The organism is Thauera sp. AutoDN2 (assembly GCF_051280715.1).
Taxonomy (GTDB): Bacteria; Pseudomonadota; Gammaproteobacteria; order Burkholderiales; family Rhodocyclaceae; genus Thauera.
The window spans coordinates 123,897-147,042 of record NZ_JBNCAR010000001.1; the positions used below are offsets into that span (position 1 = coordinate 123,897).

24 protein-coding genes are annotated in these 23,146 nt (G+C 65.3%); 13 read left to right on the top strand and 11 right to left on the bottom strand.

What is annotated here, in order from left to right:
- Positions 1-178 precede the first annotated feature (178 nt).
- From ACPT9U_RS00530 to coaBC, 3 genes are read right to left on the bottom strand one after another with little or no spacing between them, the layout of a single operon-like run.
- Positions 179-613 carry an NUDIX hydrolase gene (locus ACPT9U_RS00530; protein WP_418363504.1) on the bottom strand — a complete coding sequence of 145 codons (435 nt, stop codon included), beginning with the start codon at positions 611-613 and terminating at the stop codon, positions 179-181.
- Positions 613-1,062 (bottom strand): dUTP diphosphatase, encoded by a 450-nt coding sequence (gene dut, locus ACPT9U_RS00535; RefSeq protein ID WP_418363505.1) that lies wholly within the window; start codon positions 1,060-1,062, stop codon positions 613-615. Before dut ends, ACPT9U_RS00530 begins: the two co-directional genes overlap by 1 nt.
- Before the next feature lie 50 nt (positions 1,063-1,112).
- Positions 1,113-2,309 carry a bifunctional phosphopantothenoylcysteine decarboxylase/phosphopantothenate--cysteine ligase CoaBC gene (gene coaBC / locus ACPT9U_RS00540; RefSeq protein ID WP_418363506.1) on the bottom strand — a complete coding sequence of 399 codons (1,197 nt, stop codon included), beginning with the start codon at positions 2,307-2,309 and terminating at the stop codon, positions 1,113-1,115.
- A gap of 74 nt (positions 2,310-2,383) precedes the next feature.
- Here coaBC and radC point away from each other — a divergent pair, with 74 nt between their 5' ends.
- The 3 genes from radC (at position 2,384) to rpmG (ending at position 3,636) form a co-directional block, all read left to right on the top strand.
- The gene (radC, locus tag ACPT9U_RS00545; RefSeq protein WP_418363507.1) at positions 2,384-3,061 is read left to right on the top strand and encodes a RadC family protein; all 678 of its coding nucleotides are present in this window, start codon (positions 2,384-2,386) and stop codon (positions 3,059-3,061) included.
- 145 nt (positions 3,062-3,206) lie between these two features.
- Positions 3,207-3,443, top strand: coding sequence for a 50S ribosomal protein L28 (gene rpmB, locus ACPT9U_RS00550; RefSeq protein ID WP_002924478.1), 237 nt, complete (start codon positions 3,207-3,209; stop codon positions 3,441-3,443).
- Positions 3,444-3,468: 25 nt separating this feature from the next.
- A complete protein-coding gene (gene rpmG, locus ACPT9U_RS00555) occupies positions 3,469-3,636 on the top strand; it encodes a 50S ribosomal protein L33 (RefSeq protein ID WP_075149299.1) in 168 nt (55 codons plus the stop codon).
- Between the two features lie 176 nt (positions 3,637-3,812).
- Here the strand turns inward: rpmG and ACPT9U_RS00560 are convergent, their stop codons facing one another.
- Positions 3,813-4,016, bottom strand: coding sequence for a cold-shock protein (locus tag ACPT9U_RS00560; protein ID WP_418363508.1), 204 nt, complete (start codon positions 4,014-4,016; stop codon positions 3,813-3,815).
- A gap of 484 nt (positions 4,017-4,500) precedes the next feature.
- On the opposite strand from ACPT9U_RS00560, the gene clpS reads away from it, so the two are divergent.
- From clpS to aceA, 4 genes are all read left to right on the top strand, one after another.
- The gene (clpS, locus tag ACPT9U_RS00565) at positions 4,501-4,809 is read left to right on the top strand and encodes an ATP-dependent Clp protease adapter ClpS (RefSeq protein WP_418363509.1); all 309 of its coding nucleotides are present in this window, start codon (positions 4,501-4,503) and stop codon (positions 4,807-4,809) included.
- Positions 4,810-7,083, top strand: a complete 2,274-nt coding sequence (clpA, locus tag ACPT9U_RS00570; RefSeq protein ID WP_418363510.1) for an ATP-dependent Clp protease ATP-binding subunit ClpA — start codon at positions 4,810-4,812, stop codon at positions 7,081-7,083.
- A gap of 189 nt (positions 7,084-7,272) precedes the next feature.
- Positions 7,273-7,752 (top strand): ribonuclease E activity regulator RraA, encoded by a 480-nt coding sequence (gene rraA, locus ACPT9U_RS00575; protein WP_435749537.1) that lies wholly within the window; start codon positions 7,273-7,275, stop codon positions 7,750-7,752.
- A 341-nt stretch (positions 7,753-8,093) separates the two neighbouring features.
- Positions 8,094-9,407: an isocitrate lyase gene (aceA, locus tag ACPT9U_RS00580; protein WP_418363512.1), complete on the top strand. Its 1,314-nt coding sequence runs from the start codon at positions 8,094-8,096 to the stop codon at positions 9,405-9,407.
- A 167-nt stretch (positions 9,408-9,574) separates the two neighbouring features.
- On the opposite strand, the gene ACPT9U_RS00585 is transcribed toward aceA, so the two are convergent.
- Entirely contained in the window at positions 9,575-10,120 is a 546-nt protein-coding gene (locus tag ACPT9U_RS00585) for a Spy/CpxP family protein refolding chaperone (protein WP_418363513.1), read from the bottom strand.
- 197 nt (positions 10,121-10,317) lie between these two features.
- Here ACPT9U_RS00585 and ACPT9U_RS00590 point away from each other — a divergent pair, with 197 nt between their 5' ends.
- Positions 10,318-11,085 (top strand): response regulator, encoded by a 768-nt coding sequence (locus ACPT9U_RS00590; protein WP_435749538.1) that lies wholly within the window; start codon positions 10,318-10,320, stop codon positions 11,083-11,085.
- On the top strand, positions 11,082-12,422 hold the full coding sequence (locus ACPT9U_RS00595) for an ATP-binding protein (RefSeq protein ID WP_435749539.1): 1,341 nt from the start codon (positions 11,082-11,084) through the stop codon (positions 12,420-12,422). The genes ACPT9U_RS00590 and ACPT9U_RS00595 overlap by 4 nt, the downstream gene beginning before the upstream one ends.
- Here the strand turns inward: ACPT9U_RS00595 and ACPT9U_RS00600 are convergent.
- Together ACPT9U_RS00600 and glpK are read right to left on the bottom strand one after the other, a co-directional pair.
- Positions 12,380-13,924 (bottom strand): FAD-dependent oxidoreductase, encoded by a 1,545-nt coding sequence (locus tag ACPT9U_RS00600; protein ID WP_435749540.1) that lies wholly within the window; start codon positions 13,922-13,924, stop codon positions 12,380-12,382. The two genes, ACPT9U_RS00595 and ACPT9U_RS00600, sit on opposite strands and share 43 nt — an antisense overlap.
- Positions 13,925-15,442, bottom strand: coding sequence for a glycerol kinase GlpK (gene glpK / locus ACPT9U_RS00605; RefSeq protein ID WP_435749541.1), 1,518 nt, complete (start codon positions 15,440-15,442; stop codon positions 13,925-13,927).
- 284 nt (positions 15,443-15,726) lie between these two features.
- Between glpK and ACPT9U_RS00610 the strand changes: the two genes are divergently transcribed.
- The 3 genes from ACPT9U_RS00610 to ACPT9U_RS00620 all read left to right on the top strand — a co-directional run bounded on the left by ACPT9U_RS00610 (position 15,727) and on the right by ACPT9U_RS00620 (position 17,943).
- Positions 15,727-16,614: a DMT family transporter gene (locus ACPT9U_RS00610; RefSeq protein WP_435749542.1), complete on the top strand. Its 888-nt coding sequence runs from the start codon at positions 15,727-15,729 to the stop codon at positions 16,612-16,614.
- Between the two features lie 85 nt (positions 16,615-16,699).
- Positions 16,700-17,068 carry an STAS/SEC14 domain-containing protein gene (locus tag ACPT9U_RS00615; RefSeq protein ID WP_435749543.1) on the top strand — a complete coding sequence of 123 codons (369 nt, stop codon included), beginning with the start codon at positions 16,700-16,702 and terminating at the stop codon, positions 17,066-17,068.
- Positions 17,069-17,088: 20 nt separating this feature from the next.
- Positions 17,089-17,943 (top strand): sulfurtransferase, encoded by an 855-nt coding sequence (locus tag ACPT9U_RS00620; RefSeq protein WP_435749632.1) that lies wholly within the window; start codon positions 17,089-17,091, stop codon positions 17,941-17,943.
- 49 nt (positions 17,944-17,992) lie between these two features.
- Here ACPT9U_RS00620 and murI read toward each other — a convergent pair whose 3' ends face one another.
- Positions 17,993-18,799 (bottom strand): glutamate racemase, encoded by an 807-nt coding sequence (gene murI / locus ACPT9U_RS00625; RefSeq protein WP_418363521.1) that lies wholly within the window; start codon positions 18,797-18,799, stop codon positions 17,993-17,995.
- Positions 18,800-18,830: 31 nt separating this feature from the next.
- Complete coding sequence (tyrS, locus tag ACPT9U_RS00630; protein WP_418363522.1) at positions 18,831-20,030, bottom strand: tyrosine--tRNA ligase; 1,200 nt, start codon at positions 20,028-20,030, stop codon at positions 18,831-18,833.
- A gap of 188 nt (positions 20,031-20,218) precedes the next feature.
- Between tyrS and ACPT9U_RS00635 the strand changes: the two genes are divergently transcribed.
- Positions 20,219-21,442: a M23 family metallopeptidase gene (locus tag ACPT9U_RS00635; RefSeq protein WP_435749544.1), complete on the top strand. Its 1,224-nt coding sequence runs from the start codon at positions 20,219-20,221 to the stop codon at positions 21,440-21,442.
- 67 nt (positions 21,443-21,509) lie between these two features.
- On the opposite strand, the gene erpA is transcribed toward ACPT9U_RS00635, so the two are convergent.
- Entirely contained in the window at positions 21,510-21,860 is a 351-nt protein-coding gene (gene erpA / locus ACPT9U_RS00640) for an iron-sulfur cluster insertion protein ErpA (RefSeq protein WP_418363524.1), read from the bottom strand.
- 91 nt (positions 21,861-21,951) lie between these two features.
- Positions 21,952-22,989, bottom strand: coding sequence for an N-acetyl-gamma-glutamyl-phosphate reductase (gene argC, locus ACPT9U_RS00645; protein WP_418363525.1), 1,038 nt, complete (start codon positions 22,987-22,989; stop codon positions 21,952-21,954).
- Between the last annotated feature and the right edge of the window lie 157 nt (positions 22,990-23,146).

The following is a 23,146-nucleotide window of genomic DNA, read 5'->3' on the forward strand; positions in this document are numbered from 1 at the left end:
CTGATCATCACGGAGGATTATAAGAATTCCGCCATACTTTGGACAAGATCGAAACTAACAGATCAGAACCTGATCGATCAGACTCCGCTGCATCACATTCCGCGTTACCGCCCAAGCAGCACGGTCGCGCCGCCACACGCTTGCACACGGAGATCTCGCCGTTGCCGCGCGCCTGACCTCAGCGCTCTGCGGTCCAGCCCAGCTCCAGCATCCATGGAGCCGCCCCCGCTTGCAGTGCGCAGCGGACGTATTCGACCATTTCGTCCGGCAGGGCATCCTCCGCATACCAGTCGAGCCGGTCACACTTGTCCGGCTCGCAGATCCGCGGCGCACCATCGACATCGGTCGCTTCGAAGAAAAAGTCGATGCGATTGGTGTCTGAAAGCCGGTGCACCACACCCATCCAGGACAGCGACGCGCTCGCGACCCGAAGCCCTGTTTCCTCGAGCAACTCCCGGCAAGCTGCAGCCCGCACCGGCTCGCCCGGCTCCACGTGCCCGCCCGGCAAGCTGTACAGACCGTCGAAAAAGCCCGTCCCTGCGCGGCGCATGAGCAGAATCCGCCCCGCACGCCTGCAGATCACGTGCACCCCGGTGGGAATGCCGGCATGCATCAATGCTTGCCCGTGCTGCCGAAGCCTTCAGCACCGCGCACGCTGTGCTCGAAGCTGTCGACGATGTTGAAGCCCACCTGCAACACCGGCACCACCACCAGTTGGGCAATGCGCTCCATCGGCTGGATCGTGAAGCTGGCCCGCCCCCGATTCCAGACGGATACGAAGACCTGGCCCTGGTAGTCCGAATCGATCAACCCCACCAGGTTGCCAAGCACGATCCCATGCTTGTGCCCCAGGCCGGAGCGCGGCAGCACCATCGCGGCGAGACCGGGGTCCGCGAGATGGATGGCCAGGCCGCTCGGCACCAGCGTCGTCTCGCCGGGGTGAAGGGTGATCGGGCCCGGGAGGCAGGCGCGCAGGTCAAGCCCCGCCGCGCCCTCGGTCGCATACGCGGGCGGGTGTGTCCTGAGGCGCTCATCGAGCAGCTTGACGTCGATGCGGTGCATAAGCGGTTCTCCATCCCGCATGGCTGCGATGGCAGCGCGCGGCTGAGGTTTCAGTGTTCCCGCCGTCCGAGAAGGTCCGCGAGATGGGTAACGATGTCCCGCGCGACCTCGGCCTTGGGCGCGCGCGGCAGGGGGTGACGGCCGGCATCGTCATAGATGATCACGGTGTTGTCGTCCCCCCCCATACCGTCGCTGACCAGATTGCCCACCAGCATCGGCAGCCGCTTGTTGCGCCGCTTGCCTTCCGCGTAGGCGTCCAGGTCGCGGCTTTCGGCCGCAAAACCCACGCAGAAGGGCGGGCGCTCCAGCGCGGCCACTTCAGCGAGGATGTCCGGGTTCGGCGTGAGCGTGATCGTGAGCGTATCCCCACTTTTTTTCATCTTGTGTTCGGCCACCTGCTGCGGGCGGTAATCGGCCACCGCCGCCACGCCAATGAACACGTCAGCGCCCGGCAAGGCCGCGAACACCGCTTCGCGCATCTGCAGCGCCCCGGTCACGTCCACACGTCGCACCCCGACCGGCGCTGGCAGCCCCACCGGCCCGCTCACCAGCGCGACCTCGGCTCCGGCCTGCGCGCAGGCACGTGCCAGCGCATATCCCATCTTGCCCGAACTGATGTTGGTGATGCCACGCACCGGGTCAATCGCCTCGAAGGTCGGCCCCGCAGTGATCACCACCTTGCGGCCGGCGAGCCGCTTGGGCACGAAGAATGCCGAAAGATGCTCCACCAACTCCTCGGCCTCGAGCATGCGCCCCATGCCCGTCTCGCCACAGGCCTGGTCGCCCGCCGCGGGACCGAACACCGTGACCCCATCGGCACGTACCTGCGCCAGGTTGCGCTGCGTCGGCGGTGACGCCCACATCTGGCGGTTCATCGCCGGCGCGACGATCAGCGGTACGTCACGCGCAAGGCACAGGGTGCTGAGCAGATCGTCGGCGCGCCCCTGGGCGAGCCGCGCGATGAAATCGGCAGTCGCGGGCGCCACCAGAATCGCATCCGCATCGCGCCCGAGGTCGATGTGCGCCATGTTGTTGTCCATGCGCACATCCCAGAGCTCGGTCCACACCCGGTTGCCCGAGAGCGCCTGGAAGGTGACCGCGGTGACAAAGCGCGCTCCGCCCTCGCTCAGCACCACGTGCACATCGGCCCCCGCCTTGCCGAGCAGTCGTACGAGCTCGGCAGCCTTGTAGGCGGCGATGCCACCGGTGACCCCGAGAACAATCCTGCGGCCCTTCAGAATATTCATGACGTACGCTTATAATCGATGGCAGTTCATGCCCTTGTCACTGGCGCGGCGCGCGCCCTGAGGAGTCCCGTACGATGGCGATCACCGACTGGCCGGCAGAAGAGCGCCCCCGCGAAAAACTGCTTGCCCGCGGCGCTGCAGCCCTGTCCGACGCCGAGCTGCTGGCGATCTTCCTGCGCGTGGGCATCCCGGGCCAGAGCGCGGTGGATCTGGCACGCGTGCTTCTCGTTCGCTTCGGCAGCCTGACCCGCATGTGCGGCGCGAGTGCACGGGACTTCTCCGCGGTACCCGGCATGGGCCTGGCGAAGTATGCCCAACTGCAGGCCGCGATGGAACTGTCGAGGCGAGCCCTGACCGAAACCCTGCGCGAACGCCCGCTGTTCGATTCGCCGCAGGTCGTGCGCGACTGGTTGCGCCTGCGTCTGGGCCACCTTCCGCACGAAACCTTCTGCATTCTCCTGCTCGATGCGAGACATTGCCTGATCGACGCCGTAGACCTGTTTAGGGGGACCCTCACCCAAACCTCGGTTTACCCGCGCGAGGTCGTCAAACTCGCCCTCGCACACAACGCCGCAGCGGTCATCCTCGCCCACAACCACCCCTCCGGCGCCGCCGAACCCAGCACCGCGGACGAGTTGCTCACCCGCGCACTGAAAGATGCGCTCGGCCTCGTCGATGTGCGCGTACTCGACCATTTCGTGGTCCCGGCACACGGATCTCCGGTATCATTCGCCGAACGCGGCCTGCTGTAAGCCCTTACCGGCCAGCACACCGGCAGTTTTCCCACGAACAGCTCACGAAATTCACGCGCACGATCCCGGCGCGGGGCTTGCCATGAGCGCACATGTTCGTTTATCCTTTTGCGTTTTCCGCAATCAGAATTCCCTGGAGCATCGTATGGCTCGCGTCTGCCAAGTGACCGGTAAAGCACCGATGGTGGGAAATAACGTTTCCCACGCTAACAACAAAACCAAGCGCCGTTTTCTGCCCAACCTGCAGAGCCGTCGCTTCTGGAGCGAAGGCGAGAACCGCTGGATCCGCCTGCGCGTTTCCAACGCCGGTCTTCGCACGATCGACAAGAAAGGCATCGACGTCGTCGTTGCCGAGCTTCGCGCCCGTGGCGAGAAGCTTTAAGCAACCGAACTGAACGGAGAAAGCCATGGCCAAGGGCATCCGCGAGAAGATCAAGCTGGAGTCGACCGCCGGTACGGGTCACTTCTACACGACCACGAAGAACAAGCGCACCACCCCCGGTAAGCTCGAGTTCAACAAGTACGACCCCGTCGCTCGCAAGCACGTGCCGTACAAGGAAATCAAGCTCAAGTAAGGCTTGTGCGGGCGCTTGCCGCCCGCGACGTTGCGCGGAATCTCCCCGCAATGCGCCGGTCGGCAGCGCAAGCTGCGTCAGCTCCAGAATGCACGAAGGCCATCAGCTCGCTGATGGCCTTCGTGTTTCAATACCCGCGTTTCACGCAAGGCCGGCCTGCCGGCCGACCTGCTGCATCATGCACGCTGGATGTTCGAGGCTTGCTTGCCCTTCGGACCCTGGGTCACCTCGAAGGAGACCTTCTCGCCTTCCTTGAGCGACTTGAAGCCGTTCATGTTGATGGCCGAGAAATGCGCAAACAAGTCCTCGCTTCCATCATCCGGCGTGATGAAGCCGAAACCCTTGGAATCGTTGAACCACTTGACGGTACCAGTTGCCATATTGCTTGAATCCTTCAAGGTTGCTCTTTACTCCGCAGCGGTGCTGCTGCGGTTGCTGTGGCGCCGACGAAGGATCAGTACTACCTCGGATCTCCTCGGCATCAAGTCCCGGCCTGCGCACGCAGCCGGTTTTACGCATTCGGCACGGCAGCGTCAACGGTCTTTCGCACCCCCACGGATACCGCAGCGCAGCATCGATCACCCTCCCGATGCGCCCCGCGGACCTCCAGGCCGCGAGGCAAAAGGGCTTCGGCGCATTGCGCATTGCACGATCGATGCCTTCACCTTCGCGCCGAAACAACACCGGCGCGCGCGCCGCAAGATCCATCAGCGCTCGCGTGTGCGCCTGCCTTCAGCCGCTCGTCCGCCTGCCGACGTGCGCGCAGCCAGCGTTTTGACTGATCACAGTTCAAGGCCCGGCTGCCGCTCATTTGCCGCTCATCTGCCGTGTTGCACTCTCGTTCGACTTCATTAGAATGGTTTCATGGGCACCCGAAAACAAGATGAAGTCATTCTCGAAGCAAAGCGGACACAGACGCGTCCGCCCCCCCTTTTCAGGGTGCTTCTGTTGAACGACGATTACACGCCGATGGATTTCGTCATCGCCGTGCTGCAGAAATATTTCGGCATGGATCGCGAACGTGCCACGCGAGTCATGCTCCAAGTCCACAGAGAGGGCATGGGGGTATGCGGCGTCTTCCCAAGAGACATCGCCACGACCAAGGTAGAGCAGGTCACCTCGTTTGCTCGTCAGCATCAGCATCCGCTGGCATGCGTGATGGAGGAGAATTGAATGATCGCGCAAGAGCTTGAAGTCAGCCTGCATATGGCTTTCGTCGAGGCACGTCAGAAACGCCACGAGTTCATCACCGTGGAGCATCTTCTGCTTGCCCTGTTGGATAACCCGTCCGCGGCACAGGTGCTACGCGCCTGCAATGCGGAAGTCGCCGATTTGCGCCGCGAACTGGCGAATTTCATCGAGGAGCACACGCCCCGCATCGAAGGCACCGAGGACATCGACACGCAACCGACGCTTGGCTTCCAGCGCGTCATCCAGCGCGCCATCCTTCACGTCCAGTCCTCCGGCAAGAAGGAGGTCACCGGCGCGAACGTGCTGGTCGCAATCTTCGGTGAGAAGGATTCGCATGCGGTGTATTTCCTGCAGAAGCAGAACATCTCCCGCCTCGACGTGGTGAACTTCATCTCGCACGGCATCGCCAAGACGCCGCCGCAAGGTGGTTCGGCCCCCTCCCGTGGCGAAGCGGAAGCAGGTGAGCAGGAGCAGGAAGACAAGCAAGGCGGCGGCGCACTCGAAGCCTACACGCAGAACCTCAACCAGCAGGCCCTGGTGGGCAAGATCGACCCCCTGATCGGCCGCGAGAAAGAGGTCGAACGCGTCATCCAGACCCTGTGCCGTCGGCGCAAGAACAACCCCTTGCTCGTCGGAGAAGCCGGCGTGGGCAAGACCGCGATTGCCGAAGGACTGGCACGCCGCATTGTCGAAGGCCGCGTACCCGAGATTCTGGAGGATGCCCAGGTCTATGCGCTCGACATGGGCTCGCTGCTCGCGGGCACCAAATACAGGGGTGACTTCGAGCAGCGCCTGAAGGCGGTGCTCAAGCAACTCACCGAGAGCCCGAGCTCCATCCTGTTCATCGACGAGATCCACACGCTGATCGGTGCGGGTGCAGCTTCGGGCGGCACGCTGGACGCATCCAACCTGCTCAAGCCGGCGCTCTCCTCCGGTCAGCTGAAGTGCATCGGCGCCACGACCTACAACGAGTTCCGCCAGGTGTTCGAGAAGGACCACGCCCTCTCCAGGCGCTTCCAGAAGATCGACGTGGTCGAGCCGTCCGTCGCCGAGACCATCGAGATCCTCAAGGGGCTCAAGACCCGTTTCGAGGAGCACCACGGGATCAAGTACAGCAGTTCGGCGCTCTCGAGCGCGGCCGAACTGTCAGCCAAGTACATCAACGACCGCCACCTGCCGGACAAGGCGATCGACGTCATCGACGAGGCCGGCGCGGCACAGCGCATTCTGCCCAAGTCGAAGCAGAAGAAGACCATCGGCAAGAACGAGATCGAGGAGATCGTCGCCAAGATCGCCCGCATCCCGCCGCGCACGGTGTCCAACGACGACAAGGCGGCACTGAAGACACTTGAGCGCGACCTCAAGAATGTCGTTTTCGGCCAGAACGCTGCGATCGAGGCGCTGGCCAAGGCAATCAAGATGTCACGCTCCGGTCTCGGCAACCCCCAGAAGCCGATCGGCTCCTTCCTGTTCTCCGGCCCCACCGGTGTCGGCAAGACCGAGGTCGCCCGACAGCTCGCCTACACCCTGGGCATCGAGCTGGTGCGCTTCGACATGTCCGAGTACATGGAGCGCCATGCCGTCAGCCGCCTGATCGGCGCTCCCCCGGGTTACGTCGGCTTCGACCAGGGTGGCCTGCTGACCGAGCAGATCAGCAAGAAGCCGCACTGCGTCCTGCTGCTCGACGAGATCGAGAAGGCCCACCCGGACATCTATAACATCTTGCTGCAGGTCATGGACCACGGCACGCTGACGGACAACAACGGCCGCCAGGCGGACTTCCGCAATGTGATCCTCGTCATGACCACCAACGCGGGCGCGGAGGCCATGCAGAAGTCGGTGATCGGCTTCTCGGCCAAGCGCGAGGCGGGCGACGAGATGAGCGAGATCAAGCGCCTGTTCACGCCGGAGTTCCGTAACCGGCTGGATGCAATGATTTCCTTCAAGGCGCTCGACAACGAGATCATCCTGCGCGTGGTCGACAAGTTCCTGATGCAGCTCGAGGCGCAGTTGCACGAGAAGAAGGTCGAGGCCCATTTCAGCGAGGAACTCAAGGCCTGGCTGGCGGAAACCGGCTTCGACCCGCTGATGGGCGCCCGTCCGATGGCCCGCCTGATCCAGGACACCATCCGCGCCGCGCTCGCCGACGAGCTGCTGTTCGGTCGCCTGGTCAATGGTGGCAAGGTCACCATCGACCTCGACGAGAACGACAAGGTCAAGCTCGTTTTCGAGGAAACGGAAGCGGCCACCGCCTGATCCATGCGCCTCTGCGGCAAGACGGCACGCCTGCGGTAACGCGGCGTGCCGTTTTTTTCATACCGCTCCCACGCAGCGCCCCAAGCCCAGGCGCACAAGGCACAGAACGCTTCGCGGATCGTCTCGTTTATCATGCCCGCTCCCGCGCCGGTCGCCCGACGCATAGCCCCCTTCTTTCGAGGAGCCAGCATGAATATCCAGACAGCCGACCTTTGCGACGCCCACGAAGACAAGCTCGCCGTCGTGGCACCCATGTTCGCCAGCTACGGAGGCCGCGCCGCCTTCGGCGGACCGATCTCCACGTTGAAGCTGTTCGAGGACAACTCCTTCGTGCGCAAGGCGGTGGAGAGCCCGGGCGAAGGTCGCGTACTCGTCATAGACGGCGGCGCCTCGATGCGCTGCGCGCTCGTCGGCGACCAGCTCGCCGAGCTGGCGGTGAAGAACGGCTGGGCAGGCATCCTCGTCTATGGCTGCATCCGCGACTCGAAAGCGATTGGCGAGATGGACCTCGGCGTGTTCGCGCTCGGCACCCATCCAAAGAAGACGGTCAAGCGTAACACCGGCGAGATTGACGTGCCGGTGAGCTTCGGTGGCGTCACCTTCCAGCCGGGCCACTACGTCTACGCGGACGAGGATGGCGTGATCGTCAGCGCCGAAGCCCTGCTGTAAACCTGTCGCTGCCGAAACGGGCTGGAGGCGATCCGGTGGCGGCCCACCGGCTTCGCCACCGGCGCTGCGTGCAGCGCAACACGAAAGAGGTGAAAAACCATTTCACAGCGCTCCACATTCTTTCACGATACAAAAAATAAGATCCAAGCAACTGTTTTTCAAGAAGAAGATTTTTTCTTATGTCTTATATAAGACATATTGCTGCTGCGCAGAATGACCCCTATACTTCCGTCCCATCTGCAGCAGGTTTCTCCCTCGAGCCAGCTGCAGCCGTAACACCGCGACCGGTGCCTGAAACCGCCGCGATGGTTGACCCCCTTCTGCACTGACAAGGACGCATCATGACTCTGACCCGCGAACAGCAAATCGCCGCCCTGGAAAAAGACTGGGCCGAGAACCCCCGTTGGAAGGGCGTCAAGCGCGGTTACACCGCCGCCGACGTCGTCCGCCTGCGCGGCAGCCTGCAGCCCGAGTACACCCTGGCCCAGCGTGGCGCCAAGGTGCTGTGGGAGAAGGTCAACGGCGGCGCCAAGAAGGGTTATGTGAACGCCTTCGGCGCGATCACCGCCGGTCAGGCCATGCAGCAGGCCAAGGCTGGCCTGGAAGCCGTGTATCTGTCGGGCTGGCAGGTCGCCGCCGACGGCAACACCTCCGAGACCATGTACCCGGATCAGTCGCTGTACGCCTACGACTCGGTGCCGACCATGGTTCGTCGCATCAACAACACCTTCAAGCGCGCGGACGAAATCCAGTGGTCGCGTGGTGTCAACCCGGGCGACAAGGAATTCATCGACTACTTCCTGCCGATCGTCGCTGACGCTGAAGCCGGTTTCGGCGGCGTGCTGAACGCCTTCGAACTGATGAAGAACATGATCGCCGCGGGTGCCGCCGGGGTGCACTTCGAAGACCAGCTGGCCGCCGCCAAGAAGTGCGGCCACATGGGTGGCAAGGTGCTGGTGCCGACCCGTGAAGCCATCGAGAAGCTGATCTCCGCGCGTTTCGCCGCCGACGTCATGGGTGTGCCCACCCTGATTCTGGCCCGTACCGATGCCGAGGCTGCCAACCTGATCACCTCCGACTACGACGCCAACGACAAGCCCTTCCTCACCGGCGAGCGCACCCAGGAAGGCTTCTACCGCGTCAAGAACGGTCTGGAGCAGTCGATCTCCCGCGGCGTCGCTTACGCTCCCTACGCCGACCTGGTGTGGTGCGAAACCGGCGTGCCCGATATCGGCTTCGCCCGCGAGTTCGCCCAGGCCGTGCTGGCCGCCTGCCCGGGCAAGCTGCTGTCCTACAACTGCTCGCCGTCCTTCAACTGGAAGAAGAACCTCAACGACTCGCAGATCGCCTCCTTCCAGGAAGAGCTGTCGGCGCTGGGCTACAAGTACCAGTTCATCACCCTGGCTGGTATCCACGTCAACTGGTACAACACCTTCAAGTTCGCCCACGCTTACGCTCGCGGCGAAGGCATGAAGCACTACGTCGAAATGGTCCAGGAGCCGGAATTCGCCGCGCGCGAACAAGGCTACACCTTCGTGTCCCACCAGCAGGAAGTCGGCACCGGCTACTTCGACGAAGTCACCACCGTGATCCAGGGCGGCTCGTCCTCGGTCAAGGCGCTGACCGGCTCGACCGAAGAAGAGCAGTTCCACTAAGAAACTGCATCCCCGCATAACAAGGGGGAGGAGACGAGGCCATCCTGCGGGGTGGCCTTTTCTTTGAGCCGGCGATAGCGGGATGCGCCCGCGTTCGAGCCCCGCCCACGACAGGGCCGCCCCGCAGGGCAGCCCTTCTTCGTCAACGCATCCGCGAAATCTGAGGATCAGCCGCGGCCCGGCCCCATGCCGCTACCGTTATGCGGTCCGCCCCTGCCGCCACGCATGCCGCGGTCGCCCTTGCGCCCCATGTTCTGGAACTCGGCGTCGAACACCGTCTTCTGCGCATCACTCAAGGTCGCATAGAAGGTTTCGACCGATTTGCGCGCCTGGGCCATCTCGGTCTGACGCAGGGAGCCCATCTCTTCCATGCGCTGCATGCGCTGCAGCGCAGTCTGCGCCACACCCGCCGCACTACGCTCGGCCATGCCCGTCGCCATACGCTCGGCACGCGCCTTCATGTCGGACTTGAAAGTCTCAAAGGCTGCCTTCTGCTCGGGCTTCAGCGCAAGCGACAACTCCAGGCGGGCCATATGAAGCTCAGCACGCTGGGCCATGCGGGCCTTCACCTGCTCGGGTTCGACCTGCGTCCAGCCCGCCTTGCCGCCGCGCATGCCGTCGCAGTGACCACCCCATGCGAGTACCGCGGTGGAACCCATTGCGCCAGTGGCGATGAGGGCAGCAGCGAGCGAAGTTTTCATCCAGGTTTTCATGATCGTTCTCCTGTGGGTTTCCAAGTGGGTGTTGCCCGTTCGCTTGGGCGACGGAGCCATTACATCACCGCGGTGTAAGCCCCATTTGTCCGGCAGCGGCGCTTTTGCAGCCTCTTGTCTCAGAGGCCGTGTTTGATACGCTGGGATACAAACCTCCCCTCACCCGCGCTTATGATCCCGGCCATGGAGAATCCTGCATGAACACCGCCGACCACATCCTGATCGTCGATGACGACCGCGACATCCGCCAGTTGCTCGCCGACTACCTCGAGAAGCAGGGGCTGCGCTGCACCACTGCGGCCGACGGCCGCGAGATGAAGGCGGCACTCGAGGCACACCGTATCGACATGATCGTGCTCGACGTGATGATGCCCGGTGAGGACGGCCTGAGCCTGTGCCGCAACCTGCGCGCAGGCGGCGGGGCGCACGCGAACACCCCGATCCTGATGCTGACCGCACGCGGCGAGGACATGGACCGCATCATCGGTCTGGAGATGGGCGCGGACGATTACCTGCCCAAACCCTTCGTGCCACGCGAACTGTTCGCGCGCATCCGCGCGGTGCTGCGCCGCACCCGCGCGCTGCCGCCCAATCTGGAGGCCGCGCCGCCGGCCAACGCGCGTACGCTGCGCTTCGCGCACTGGCTGCTAGACACGGTCAACCGTCACCTCATCGATGCGGACGGCAGCGTGGTCGCGCTCTCGGGTGCGGAATACCGCATGTTGAGCGTGTTCCTGTCGCACCCGCAGAAGGTTCTCTCGCGCGACCAACTGATGGAACTCACCCAGGGGCGCGAAGCGGACGTGTTCGATCGCTCGATCGACCTGCTGGTGAGCCGCCTGCGCCAGCGCCTGGGCGACAACGCGCGGGAGTCGTCCATCATCAAGACGGTGCGCAACGAAGGCTATGTGCTCGCCAGCGAAGTCAGCGTCGGCGACACTGCGCCGCTAGGCAGCACCCCATGAACCTGCACGGGCCATCCTGGCTGCACCGCCTCGCGCCGCGCACGCTCTTTGCCCGCCTGATGCTGATCTGGATGGTCGGCATCGCGCTGGTGCTCGCGGTGAGCTTCGCCCTCTTCGTCGGCGAGCGCGAACGCGTGGGGCGCAGTGCGCTGTTCGAAGGTGTCGCTCAGGAGATCGCCACCGCAGCCGATCTGCTCGATTCCATGTCCGGCCCCGAACGCGAGCGCTGGCTCGACGAGATCGGTCGCCGCCGCCTGCGCCTGGCGCTGCGGCCGCCGCACGAACACCTTCGCCCACTCGCCGGCGAACACCCGCTGCGCACCGCGCTGCAAGCGGCGATGCCGCAGCGCAGCTTCGACATGTACACCCACCGCCGCAACGAACGCTCGCATCCGATGCTGCTCGTACTCGTTCATCTGGCCGACGGTACACCGCTGCAGATCCGCCTGCCCGACATTCCCCCCGCGCCACCGGTGATCCAGCGTGCGCCCGAGCGTCTGCTTGCTGCACTTGCGGCGCTGGTGCTGGGCGTAGGCCTGCTCACCTGGATCGCAGTGCGGCTGGCCACCCGCCCGCTGTCACGCATGGCCGAGGCTGCACGCGCACTGGGCGAAGACCCCGGGCGGGCCCCGATGGCGGTGCGCGGCCCAACCGAGGTCGCACAGGCAGCCGCCGCATTCAACCAGATGCAGCAACGCATCTCGGAACACGTCACCGAGCGCACCCGCATCCTGGCGGCCATCTCGCACGATCTGCAGACACCGATCACCCGACTGCGATTGCGCGCCGAGATGGTCGAGGACGAAGACCTGCGCACCCGCATCCAGTCGGACCTCGACGCGATGCAGGGGCTGGTCAAGGAGGGCCTGGCCTATGCGCGCAGCCTGGACGAGCGCACCGCACCGCAGCCAATCGAGCTCGGCCCGCTGCTGCAGGCGCTTGCCGAGGATGCGCGCGACATGGGCTGGATGGTGCGGGTGCCCGAGGACTGCAGCGGACGGGTCATCGGCAACCCGCCCGCACTGCGCCGCGCACTGTGGAACCTGATCGAGAACGGGGTGAAGTTCGGCGAGACGGTCGAGCTCACGTTCGCATGCGACGCGGCACACTGCGAGATCCTCGTCCGCGACCATGGCCCCGGCTTGCCCGAAGCCGAATTCGAGAAGGTGTTCGAGCCCTTCTACCGCACCGAATCATCGCGCAACCGCGAGACTGGCGGCACCGGACTGGGGCTGGCGATCGCCCGCAACCTGCTGCGCGGCCAGGGCGGCGAGGTGAGCCTGCGTAATCACCCTCAGGGCGGACTCGAGGCCTGCGTACAGCTGCCGCTGCGGTAGCGGCCCGCCAGCGCGTGGAAAGCCGCCAGCGACTCGGCACGACGCTCCGCGCTCCAGCCCAGTTCCGCGGCGAGGATGTCCGCCACCGGCGCAGCGGCTGCTTGCGCTGCCGCCGCATCCAGGAACAACACCCGGCTGCGCCGCGCGAGCACGTCCTCCACATCGAGCGCGAAGCCCTCACGCACGGCATGGCGCACCGCATCCACCCCGGGCAGCAGGCCGGCACGCTGGCCACCCGGCAGCAGCGCCGCATCATGCGGGGCAGTGCAGCCCCAGGGCATGTCGCAATCCAGCCCCAAGGTGGCCGTCGGCGAGGCCCGGTGCGCAAGGCCCGCCACCGCCTCCGCGCGATCGATCGCCTGCTCCGCCATGCTGCGGTACGTGGTCCACTTTCCGCCCAGCACGCTCACCAGGCCCCGCGCCGACACCTCAACCCGGTGCTCGCGCGAGATGCGACTGCTCGCCTCGGCGGATGACCCGCCCAGCAGCGGACGCAAGCCGGCGAACACGCTGCGCACATCCGCCATGCCAGGCGCACGCACCAGCCAGCGCCCTGCGGCGGCAAGCAAGCCCTCGACCTCTCCGGCAAGCGGCGCCGGCTCCTCCGCCACATCGTCTCGGGGCGTGTCGGTCGTACCAATCAGCAGCTTGCCCTGCCAGGGAATCATGAACAGCACCCGCCCGTCATCAGTGTGCGGCACGAGCAGTGCATCTAGCCCCGGGAGGAACGCCGCATCGACCACCAGATGCACGCCCTGGCTGGGCTGGAGCAGCGTATGCGCCCGCGGGTCTGCCATGCGCCGCACCGCATCGCCCCAGACCCCGGTGGCGTTGACCACGACCCGCGCCAACACTTCGAAACTGCGTCCGCTCGCACGCTCGGCCAGCACCGCGCCGCACACGCGGCCACCCGCTTGCAGCAGCCCGTCCGCCCGGCAGTGGTTCAACACCAGCGCCCCATGCTGGCTGGCGCTGCGGGCGAGCGAGAGTGCCAGTGCGGCATCGTCGAACTGCGCATCCCAGTACGCCACGCCACCTGCCCCCGGGGTGAGAACCCCTGGCATCATCGCACCCAGGGCTGCCGGCCCCAGCCCCTCACAGGGTGCAATGCGCAGCCCGCCCGCAAGCCGGTCGTAGAGTCCCAGGCCCACCCGCAAACGCAGCCGGTCGAGCCGCCCACGCGCCGGCACCACAAAGCGCAGCGGGCGTACCAGGGCCGGCGCGTTGCGCAGCAGATGACCGCGCTCACGAAGGGCCTCGCGCACGAGCGAAAACCGGCCCTGCGCAAGGTAGCGCACGCCGCCATGGATCAGCTTGGTCGAGCGAGAACTGGTCCCCGCGGCAAAGTCACGCGCTTCGACCAGCAGCACCGAATACCCGCGCGCCGCGGCATCGAGCGCGCAACCGAGGCCAGTGGCACCGCCGCCGATGACAAGCACGTCCCATGACGGCGTCGCTGCCAGCCGCGCCAACAGGGCGTCACGGGAATAGGGGGCGGACATTCAGACGGACTCCGCCCCCTGCCCCACCTCCTGCGCCCAATCGCGCGCACGTTCGACCGCCCGTGCCCACAATACACGCGCCTCGGCCCGACGTGCCGGCGACCAGCGAGGCTCGAAGCAGCGGTCGAGTTGCCAGCGCGCGGCGATCTCATCCTCGTCCTGCCACAGGCCGCACCCCAGCGCGGCAAGACACGCCGCGCCCAACGCAGTGGTTTCGAGCAAGCGCGGGCGCAGCACCGGCACCCCCAGCACATCCGCCTGCAACTGCATCAGCAGATCGTTGGCCGCCGCACCGCCGTCTACACGCAGTTCGTTCAACGCAGCCGCGCCATCACGGGCCATGGCATCGACCAAGTCTGCGCTCTGCAGCGCGATTGCCTCCAGCGCCGCGCGCGCGATGTGCGCCGCACCGCTGCCACGCGACAGCCCCAGCAGCGTGCCGCGTGCACGTGCATCCCAGTACGGTGCCCCTAGGCCGGTAAACGCCGGCACCAGCACCACCCCGCCACTGTCGGGCACACTCGCCGCGAGCGCCTCCACCTCGGCAGCCTTCTTCACCAGCCCAAGTCCGTCCCGCAGCCACTGCACCACGGCGCCGCCCATGAACACGCTGCCTTCGAGCGCATAACTGGCCTGTCCGCCGGCGCTGCACCAGCCCACCGTGCTCAGCAGCCGGTTGCGCGAGATCACCGGACGCGTGCCGGTGTTCATGAGCAGGAAGCAGCCCGTACCATAGGTGTTCTTCGCCATGCCGGGGCGCAGGCACGCCTGGCCGAAGGTCGCTGCCTGCTGGTCGCCGCCAATGCCGGCGATCGGGATGGCCGCACCGAAAACCCGCGCATCCGTCTCGCCGCAAACACCGCTACTCGGCACCACTCGCGGCAGCAGCGCACGCGGGATGCGAAAGCGCTCGAGCAGCACCGGGTCCCAGTCCAGCGCACGAAGGTTGAAGAGCAGCGTGCGCGAGGCGTTACCGGGATCGGTGACGTGCAGGCGTCCGCCGCTCAGGTGCCACACGAGCCAGCTGTCCACCGTGCCGAAGGCAAGTTCCCCCGCCTCGGCACGCACGCGGGCCCCGGGGACGCTGTCGAGCAACCAGGCCAGTTTGGTCGCGGAAAAATACGGATCGAGTTCCAGCCCCGTGCGCTCACGCAGCTCTTCCGCCCAGCCCAGAGCGCGCAAGCGCTCGCACTCGGCGGCGGTGCGGCGGTCCTGCCACACGATCGCGGGGGCGAGTGCACGTCCGCTTGCGCGCTCCCACAACACGGTGGTCTCGCGCTGGTTGGCGATGCCGATCGCGGTCACCGCACGTGCCGGAACACCGGCATTGGCGAGCGCCTCGCGCGCACAATCGAGCTGGGTGCGCAAAATGTCGTTCGCATCATGCTCGACCCGGTCCGGCGCGGGGAAGTGCTGGGCGAACTCGGCCTGCGCGAGGCCACACACGCGCAAGCCCTCATCGAACACGATGGCGCGCGAACTGGTCGTGCCCTGGTCGAGGGCGAGCAGGTAAGCCATGGTGATCTCCGGTCGGTGCGTGCGTACGATGACGCAAGCCTAACCCCGAAACACGGTTCTGGGGCGACTCCGGCCAAGCACGGCCGCGCCCCCGGCAAATTTTCGCGGCAGCGGCCCCGCGCGTGCCCCCTATACGCCCCTATACGCCCCAACAGGCCCCTGTACGCCGCAATACGCCTCGCACCGCCGTCTCGGTGCGCTCGCTGTCGATTGCCGCTGCTCCTCCGCACAGGGCTGCATTGTGTTCCAATGAGCGGCTTCCACGCTGCAGTGCAACAATCGCCATGCCCGCCTTCTGGATGATCATTTCGTGCTTCCTCTTCGCCTGCATGGGCGTATGCGTAAAGCTTGCCTCGGCCGAGTTCTCGACCGGAGAGATCGTCTTCTACCGCGGCTTCGTGAGCGGGCTGATGATGCTCGCCCTCGCCGCCACGCGCGGCATACCGCTGCGCACACCGAACTGGCGCATGCATGTTTCGCGCAGCCTGTCGGGGTCGATCGCACTGGGTTGCTACTTCTTCGCGATCGGCCTGCTGCCGCTGGCCACCGCGGTCACACTCAACTACACATCGCCGCTGTTCGTCGCCCTCCTGCTCGCGCTCTTCTTCGGCGAACGCCTGCGCTGGACGGCCAGCCTCGCCGTGCTTGCGGGCTTTGCGGGGGTGATCCTGCTGCTGCGCCCCACCCTGCAACCCGAGCAATGGATCGGTGCCGCGGTTGGCCTGGGCTCGGGCGCCATGGCGAGCCTGGCTTACATCAGCCTGCGCGAACTCGGCCGGGCCGGCGAACCGGAGGTGCGGACGGTATTCTGGTTCTCGGTGATGACCACCGTCGTCGGCCTGAGCTGGGCGCTGACCGGGGAGATCCACACACCCGACGACTCCGAGTTCGCGACCCTGGCCGGGGTCGGCCTGTTCGGCGGCCTCGCCCAGCTCGCGATGACGCGTTCCTACCGCTACGGTCGCACGGTGGTGTCGGCCAATCTCAGCTACGCCACGGTGATCTTCGCCAGCCTGTTCGGCATGCTGCTATGGGACGAGCGCATGCCATGGTCGTCCTGGGCCGCCATCGGCCTGATCATCGCCGGCGCCATCACGGTGTCGCTGGCCACCCGCAGCAGGCCCGCGCCGACCGACACACCCACGCCGGAGCACGCATCGACGCGCAATTGAGCCCGTTCCCGGTCGCGGATATAGTGGAGCCATCCTTGGCCATCATCGTACGGCCACCCTTCGCGGCGAACTCATGGAGGCTGTCATGATCAGTACCGAGCACACGGACAAGCTGGTTTCGGTCACCGTATTCGGTGAATTCACTCTGGCCGACTACAAGGAATTCGAGGAACTGGCGAACTACCACATCCAGTTCAGCGGCCGCATAGACGTACTGCTCGACCTGCGCCAGATGGCGGGCTTCACGCTCGACGTCGCGTGGGAGGAGATCAAGTTCTCGCGCGAACACGCAAAGGACTTCGGCCGCATCGCAGTGATCACCGAAGACGAGTGGCTGACCTGGAGCGCTTGGGTTTCGCAGTTCTTCGTCGACGCCGAAGTCAAGGTCTTCGACGACGAGCAGGAAGCACGCGGCTGGCTGGCCGCGGACGCTGAGGCGTCTGCCGAATCGTGAGCGCAGGCCCGAATGCCGTCATGGGTGCAGGCTTCTCGACCCTCGTCACGGTAGACACGCTGGCACCACACATCGACGATCCGGGCTGGGTCGTTTTCGACTGCCGCTTCGACCTCGCGGACGCAAGCTTCGGACGCCGGGCCTACGCCGACAGTCATCTGCCCGGCGCGTTCTTCCTCGATTTGGAAGAGGACCTCTCAGGCCCGAAGAGCGGATTCAACGGCCGCCACCCGCTGCCCGATTCCGCACGCCTGTCCGCACGCCTCGCCGCCTGCGGCGTGGGAAAGGGCAGCCAGGTCGTCGCCTACGACGACGCTGGCGGCATGTCAGCGGCCAGACTATGGTGGCTGCTGCGCTGGCTGGGCCACACCCGCGTCGCTGTACTGGACGGCGGCTTCCAGGCCTGGCTGGAGGCCAGCCTTCCCGTCACGGCCGCCCCGCCCGCTGCGCGCGCTGCGCAGTTTGACGGCAAGCCAGGACCACAAGGAGTGACGGTCGACGAGGTACTCGCACACCTCGGCAGCCCGGAGATGCTGCTCGTGGACGCCCGCAGCCCGGACCGTTTCCGCGGCGAGAACGAAATGCTCGATCCGGTGGCCGGCCACATCCCTGGCGCGGTGAACCGCTTCTACCGCGACAACATGGACGAACGCGGACGCTTCAAGGCACCCTTGGACCTGCGCGCGGAATTCCTGAATCTGCTCGGCACACACGACGCGCACGAGATCGTGCATCAGTGCGGCTCGGGCGTTTCAGGCTGCGTGAATGTGCTCGCGATGGAGCTCGCCGGACTCACCGGCTCCCGCCTGTACGCCGGGTCGTGGAGCGAGTGGTGCGCCGACCCTTCGCGCCCCGTGCGCACGCGCCCAGCCTGAAGCCAAGCCTTGGCCGTGCAAGCCCGACCCTGCGCATTGCGCGTGTCCCTCACCAGTCGACCTTCTCCACCTCGCCGAGCGAGCGCCCGAGGAAGCGCTCGCCGATGGTCTGGAAGCGCAGCGGCACGTCGCTGACCACGAATCGATATGCGGCAGGCTCACCCCCAGCGCGCGCCAGACCATCCCGCTGCAGTCGCTGCGCGGCGAATTCGGCGGTGGTCACGGCAGAATCGATGAGTTGCACGCGCGGCCCGATCACGTCGCGCAGCAAGGGCTTCAGCAGCGGATAGTGGGTGCACCCCAGGACCAGACTGTCGACCTCCTCGGCCAGTACCGGCCGCAGATACTCCTGCGCGGTCAGGCGGGTGACGGGATGATCCAGCCAGCCCTCCTCCACCAGCGGCACGAACAGCGGGCAGGCCTGCGAATACACACGCACCGAAGGGTCGAGCTCGTGCATGCGACGGGCATAGGCGTTGCTGTTGATGGTCGTGGGCGTCCCGATCACGCCCACGCGGCGCCCGGGCGAGCTCGCCACTGCGGCACGTGCGCCCGCCTCGATGACGTCCAGCACCGGAATGCCGGCCGCGAGGCGGTGCACCACCTCGGCAGCGACCGCAGCAATGGTATTGCAGGCGATGATCAGCATCTTGACGTCGCGCTTCAGCAGGAACTCGGTGATCTGCGCGGTGAAGTGCTCGATCGTGGCGACTGATTTGACGCCGTAGGGCACGCGGGCGGTATCGCCGAAATAGACGATGTCCTCGAGCGGCAGACGCTCCATCAGCGCGCGCACCACGGTGAGCCCGCCCACGCCGGAATCGAACACCCCGATCGGGCGCGCGGGCGCACTCATCGCCCTGCTCCCGGGCGGCACTGATGACGCATCAAGACAGCACCACCGAGGCGAACTTGCGCTTACCGACCTGCAGCACGACGGTCTCACCGGCGCGAAGCAGCAAGCCCTTGTCTTCTGCGCGCTCGCCATCGATGCGCACCCCCCCCTGCTCGATCATGCGCATCGCCTCCGAAGTCGTGCCGGTGAGCCCGGCCTGCTTCAGCACCTGGAACAGCGGCATGCCCTCTGCACCGACACGCACGCTCACCTGCGCAATGTCATCGGGGATCGCGTTGCGCTGGAAACGTGCCTGGAAATCGGCGAGCGCCTCTTCGGCGGCACGCTGCCCATGGAAGCGAGCGACGAACTCCATCGCCAGCATCACCTTCACATCACGCGGGTTACGCCCTCCCTCCACATCCGCGCGCAACTGCGCGATCTCGGTGGTAGAGCGGAAGGACAGCAACTCGTAGTAGCGCCACATCAGCGTGTCGGAAACCGACATGGTCTTGCCGAAGATCTCCTTCGCCGGCTCGGCGATGCCGATGTAGTTGCCCAGCGATTTGGACATCTTGTTCACGCCGTCCAGCCCCTCGAGCAGAGGCACCATCACTACGCACTGCGGCGCCTGACCGAAGTGCTTCTGCAGTTCTCGGCCCATGAGCAGATTGAAGCGCTGATCGGTACCACCGAGCTCAACGTCGGACTGCATCGCCACCGAGTCATACCCTTGGCACAAGGGGTAGAGGAACTCATGGATCGCGATCGGCTGGTTGTTGCCGTAGCGCTTGGCAAAGTCGTCGCGCTCGAGCATGCGCGCTACGGTCTGCTGCGCCGCCAGGCGGATCATGCCGGCGGCGCCGAGATCGTTCATCCAGGCCGAGTTGAAGCAGATCTCGGTCTTCTCCGGGTCGAGGATCTTGAACACCTGCTCCTGGTAGGTCTTCGCGTTCTCCACGATCTGCTCGCGAGACAGCGGCGGCCGCGTGGTGTTCTTGCCGCTCGGGTCACCGATCATGCCGGTGAAGTCGCCAATCAGGAACTGGACGGTGTGGCCGAGTTCCTGGAAATGACGCATCTTGTTGATCAGCACGGTGTGGCCGAGGTGGAGGTCGGGTGCGGTGGGGTCGAAGCCGGCCTTCACCCGCAAAGGCTTGCCGCGCTTGAGCTTCTCGACCAGTTCGGCCTCGATCAGGATGGCATCGGTGCCACGCTTGATCAGGTCGATCGCAGCCTGAACATCAGACATTCAATTTCTCCAAAAATACTTTGCCGAACTGAAGCGCACCTTTGCTACACTTCCGAAAATTTTTCCCAGCGTTCAAGCGAACCGAGCTCATGAAGGCCAGAAAGACCCGAATTCTAGCCGATCTGCCGGCCCGTCTCCTCTCCCGCCCACGGACCTGGATCGCAGCCGGCGTGGCAGGGGCGTCGTTGATGGGCGTCGTCGCAGCCACGGCCGTCACGCCGGACACCCTACCCCCGGACATCCTGTTCGAGCGCGTCGTCGAAAACCTGCCCGCGCCGGAGCTGGAGATCGCCAACACCGACGACCTGCCCTTCATCCAGGTCGAGCAGATCCGCACCGGAGATACATTGCAGGCGATCTTCACCCGCCTCGGCATCGACGACGCCGAAGCGCTGAACCACCTTACCGCCTCCGACGAAGGCAAGCAGGCGATCCGCATGATGCGGGCTGATCGTACGGTCACGGCGGTCGTTTCGCCCGCGGGCAAGCTGCTCTCCCTGAACCTTCCGATGGGCAACACCGCGCAGGACCTCGTCCTCGAGCGCGGTGATGACGGCCTGGCACTGCGCGACTCCACGAGCACCGAACAGACCACGATGGTCGAGATGCGCTCGGGCACGATCACGCACTCCCTGTTCGGTGCCACGGAAGCCGCCGGCCTGCCCGACAACATTGCGACGCAGCTCGCCACGCTCTTCGGCACCTGGATCGATTTTCGCGCCGACCTGCGCAAAGGCGACCGATTCAACGTCGTCTACGAGGCGATCTACGAGGAAGGCAACCCGGTTCGCGCCGGACGCATCCTGGCCGCAGAGTTCATCAACAACGGCGAACGCTACGCCGTCGTCCGTTACAAGGGCCCCAGCGGCAGGGAGCAATACTACAGCGACGACGGCCGCAGCCTGCAGCAGGGCTTCCTGCGCACGCCACTGGAGTTCTCGCGCGTCAGTTCGAACTTCGGCCGCCGCCTGCATCCGATCAAGGGCAAGTGGCGTGAGCACAACGGTACCGATTTCGCAGCACCGACCGGAACCCCGGTGATGGCCTCTTCCGACGCCACGGTCGACTTCGTCGGCAAGCAGCGCGGCTTTGGCAACCTGATCATTCTCAAGCACCGCAACGAGATCACCACGTACTACGCACACCTCAACGGCTTTGCCAAGGGCCTCTCCAAGGGTCAGGTCGTGAGTCAGGGCGACGTGATCGGCTTTGTCGGCTGCACGGGCTGGTGCACCGGGCCGCACCTGCACTACGAGGTTCGCATCAAGGGGCGCCCCTCCGATCCGATGACGGTCGCCCTGCCCGCAGCGGATTCGTTCAGCGCCAAGGAGCTCGCTGCCTTCAAGCAAGACACGGCACCGCTACGTCAGCGCTTTGCGCTGCTCAACTACGAGTTTGCAGACGCGCGCTGAGCCGCGCCAGCAAGGCTAAAGAACAAACGGGGCGCACAGCGCCCCGTTTTTCCTTCAGCGGCCCAGTTCAGACGGTGAACGAAGAACCGCAGCCGCAGGTGCTGGTAGCGTTCGGATTCCGAATCACGAACTGCGAGCCCTCGAGACCTTCGGTGTAGTCGATCTCCGCGCCGAGCAGGTACTGATAGCTCATCGGGTCGATCAACAACATCACACCATTCTTCTCGTAGGTCGTATCGTCCTCGTTCACCTCCTCATCGAAGGTGAAGCCGTACTGGAAGCCGGAGCAGCCACCACCGGACACGAAGACGCGCAGCTTGAGATCGGGATTGCCTTCTTCCTCGATCAGCTCTCGCACCTTGTTTGCGGCGCTGTCGGTAAAGACAAGGATATCGGGGGTTTCGACTTCTGCGCTCATGTTTTCTCCTCTGTTGGGGGGTGCCGCGAATGATGCGCCTTCCGCGGCCGAATCGTCAAAATCGGATCGTCGTCCGCTGTGCAAGTTCCCGTCAGGGGCTGACCGGAACGATGTCCAGCCCGGCTTGCTCGTCGCAACCGAACATGATGTTGAGGTTCTGCACCGCCTGCCCAGCAGCACCCTTCACCAGGTTGTCGATCACCGAAAGCACCACCACGGTATCGCTGCCCTGCGGACGATGCACCGCGATGCGGCACAGATTGGAGGCGCGCACCGACCGTGTTTCCGGGTGGCTGCCAGCAGGCATTACATCGACGAAGGCCTCGCCAGCGTAGCGCTTCTCGTACAGCCCCTGCAGATCGGAAGCATCGACACCCGGCTTGAGCCGACCGTAGAGCGTGGCATGAATGCCGCGAATCATCGGCGTGAGATGCGGAACAAAGGTCAGGCCAACCGGCTTTCCAGCCGCCAGTGAGAGCCCCTGGCGGATTTCCGGCAGGTGGCGATGCCCGGGCACCCCATACGCCTTGAAGCTGTCCGCCGCCTCGGGCAGCAGGGTATGCACCTCAGCCTTGCGGCCCGCACCCGATACACCGGACTTGGCGTCCGCGATCAGGTGGTCGATCTCGATCAGACCCGCCTCGACCAGAGGCAGGAAACCGAGCTGCACCGCGGTCGGATAGCAACCGGGGTTAGCCAGCACGCGCGCCTGGCGGATCTGCGCGCGATTGACCTCGGGAAGGCCGTACACCGCCTCGGCGACCAACTCGGGCGCCGCATGCTCCATGCCATACCATTTCTGCCATTCTGCGATGTCACGGATGCGGAAATCGGCTGCGAGGTCGATCACGCGCACACCGGCAGCGACCAGCTCGGTCGCCTGTTTCATGGCGATGCCGTTGGGGGTCGCAAAAAAGACGGCGTCGCACTTCTCGAGTTCGGCATCCTGCGGTGTCACGAACTTCAGGTTCACCCGCCCGCGCAAGCTCGGGAACATGTCTGCAACCGCCATGCCCGCCTCACCACGCGAGGTGATGGCGACCAGCTCCACCTGCGGGTGGCGCGAAAGCAGGCGCAGCAGTTCCACGCCGGTGTATCCGGTACCGCCTACGACTCCAACCTTGACCATGCTAACTCCTCGCAGCAAATGACTTCAGACGGGGGATTATCGCACTCCTGATACCGCTGCGCAGCGCGCGTCCACACCGCTCGCCTCGAACCCCACTCCAGAAGCGCAAAAGCCGCCCCAAGGGACGGCTTTTGACTGCAGCACAAAACCGGGAACC

Excerpts from the sequence above, each read along its gene's own strand:
- rpmG (WP_075149299.1), top strand. The coding sequence starts at position 3,469 with ATGGCCAAGGGCATCCGCGAGAAGATCAAGCTGGAGTCGACCGCCGGT.
- glpK (WP_435749541.1), bottom strand. The coding sequence starts at position 15,442 with ATGGCTTACCTGCTCGCCCTCGACCAGGGCACGACCAGTTCGCGCGCC.
- clpS (WP_418363509.1), top strand. The coding sequence starts at position 4,501 with ATGGGCACCCGAAAACAAGATGAAGTCATTCTCGAAGCAAAGCGGACA.
- ACPT9U_RS00585 (WP_418363513.1), bottom strand. The coding sequence starts at position 10,120 with ATGAAAACCTGGATGAAAACTTCGCTCGCTGCTGCCCTCATCGCCACT.
- ACPT9U_RS00560 (WP_418363508.1), bottom strand. The coding sequence starts at position 4,016 with ATGGCAACTGGTACCGTCAAGTGGTTCAACGATTCCAAGGGTTTCGGC.
- ACPT9U_RS00600 (WP_435749540.1), bottom strand. The coding sequence starts at position 13,924 with ATGTCCGCCCCCTATTCCCGTGACGCCCTGTTGGCGCGGCTGGCAGCG.
- ACPT9U_RS00595 (WP_435749539.1), top strand. The coding sequence starts at position 11,082 with ATGAACCTGCACGGGCCATCCTGGCTGCACCGCCTCGCGCCGCGCACG.
- clpA (WP_418363510.1), top strand. The coding sequence starts at position 4,810 with ATGATCGCGCAAGAGCTTGAAGTCAGCCTGCATATGGCTTTCGTCGAG.
- erpA (WP_418363524.1), bottom strand. The coding sequence starts at position 21,860 with ATGAGCGCAGAAGTCGAAACCCCCGATATCCTTGTCTTTACCGACAGC.
- rraA (WP_435749537.1), top strand. The coding sequence starts at position 7,273 with ATGAATATCCAGACAGCCGACCTTTGCGACGCCCACGAAGACAAGCTC.
- aceA (WP_418363512.1), top strand. The coding sequence starts at position 8,094 with ATGACTCTGACCCGCGAACAGCAAATCGCCGCCCTGGAAAAAGACTGG.
- ACPT9U_RS00610 (WP_435749542.1), top strand. The coding sequence starts at position 15,727 with ATGCCCGCCTTCTGGATGATCATTTCGTGCTTCCTCTTCGCCTGCATG.
- ACPT9U_RS00635 (WP_435749544.1), top strand. The coding sequence starts at position 20,219 with ATGGGCGTCGTCGCAGCCACGGCCGTCACGCCGGACACCCTACCCCCG.
- dut (WP_418363505.1), bottom strand. The coding sequence starts at position 1,062 with ATGCACCGCATCGACGTCAAGCTGCTCGATGAGCGCCTCAGGACACAC.
- ACPT9U_RS00615 (WP_435749543.1), top strand. The coding sequence starts at position 16,700 with ATGATCAGTACCGAGCACACGGACAAGCTGGTTTCGGTCACCGTATTC.
- radC (WP_418363507.1), top strand. The coding sequence starts at position 2,384 with ATGGCGATCACCGACTGGCCGGCAGAAGAGCGCCCCCGCGAAAAACTG.
- argC (WP_418363525.1), bottom strand. The coding sequence starts at position 22,989 with ATGGTCAAGGTTGGAGTCGTAGGCGGTACCGGATACACCGGCGTGGAA.
- ACPT9U_RS00620 (WP_435749632.1), top strand. The coding sequence starts at position 17,089 with ATGGGTGCAGGCTTCTCGACCCTCGTCACGGTAGACACGCTGGCACCA.
- tyrS (WP_418363522.1), bottom strand. The coding sequence starts at position 20,030 with ATGTCTGATGTTCAGGCTGCGATCGACCTGATCAAGCGTGGCACCGAT.
- rpmB (WP_002924478.1), top strand. The coding sequence starts at position 3,207 with ATGGCTCGCGTCTGCCAAGTGACCGGTAAAGCACCGATGGTGGGAAAT.
- coaBC (WP_418363506.1), bottom strand. The coding sequence starts at position 2,309 with ATGAATATTCTGAAGGGCCGCAGGATTGTTCTCGGGGTCACCGGTGGC.
- murI (WP_418363521.1), bottom strand. The coding sequence starts at position 18,799 with ATGAGTGCGCCCGCGCGCCCGATCGGGGTGTTCGATTCCGGCGTGGGC.
- ACPT9U_RS00530 (WP_418363504.1), bottom strand. The coding sequence starts at position 613 with ATGCATGCCGGCATTCCCACCGGGGTGCACGTGATCTGCAGGCGTGCG.
- ACPT9U_RS00590 (WP_435749538.1), top strand. The coding sequence starts at position 10,318 with ATGAACACCGCCGACCACATCCTGATCGTCGATGACGACCGCGACATC.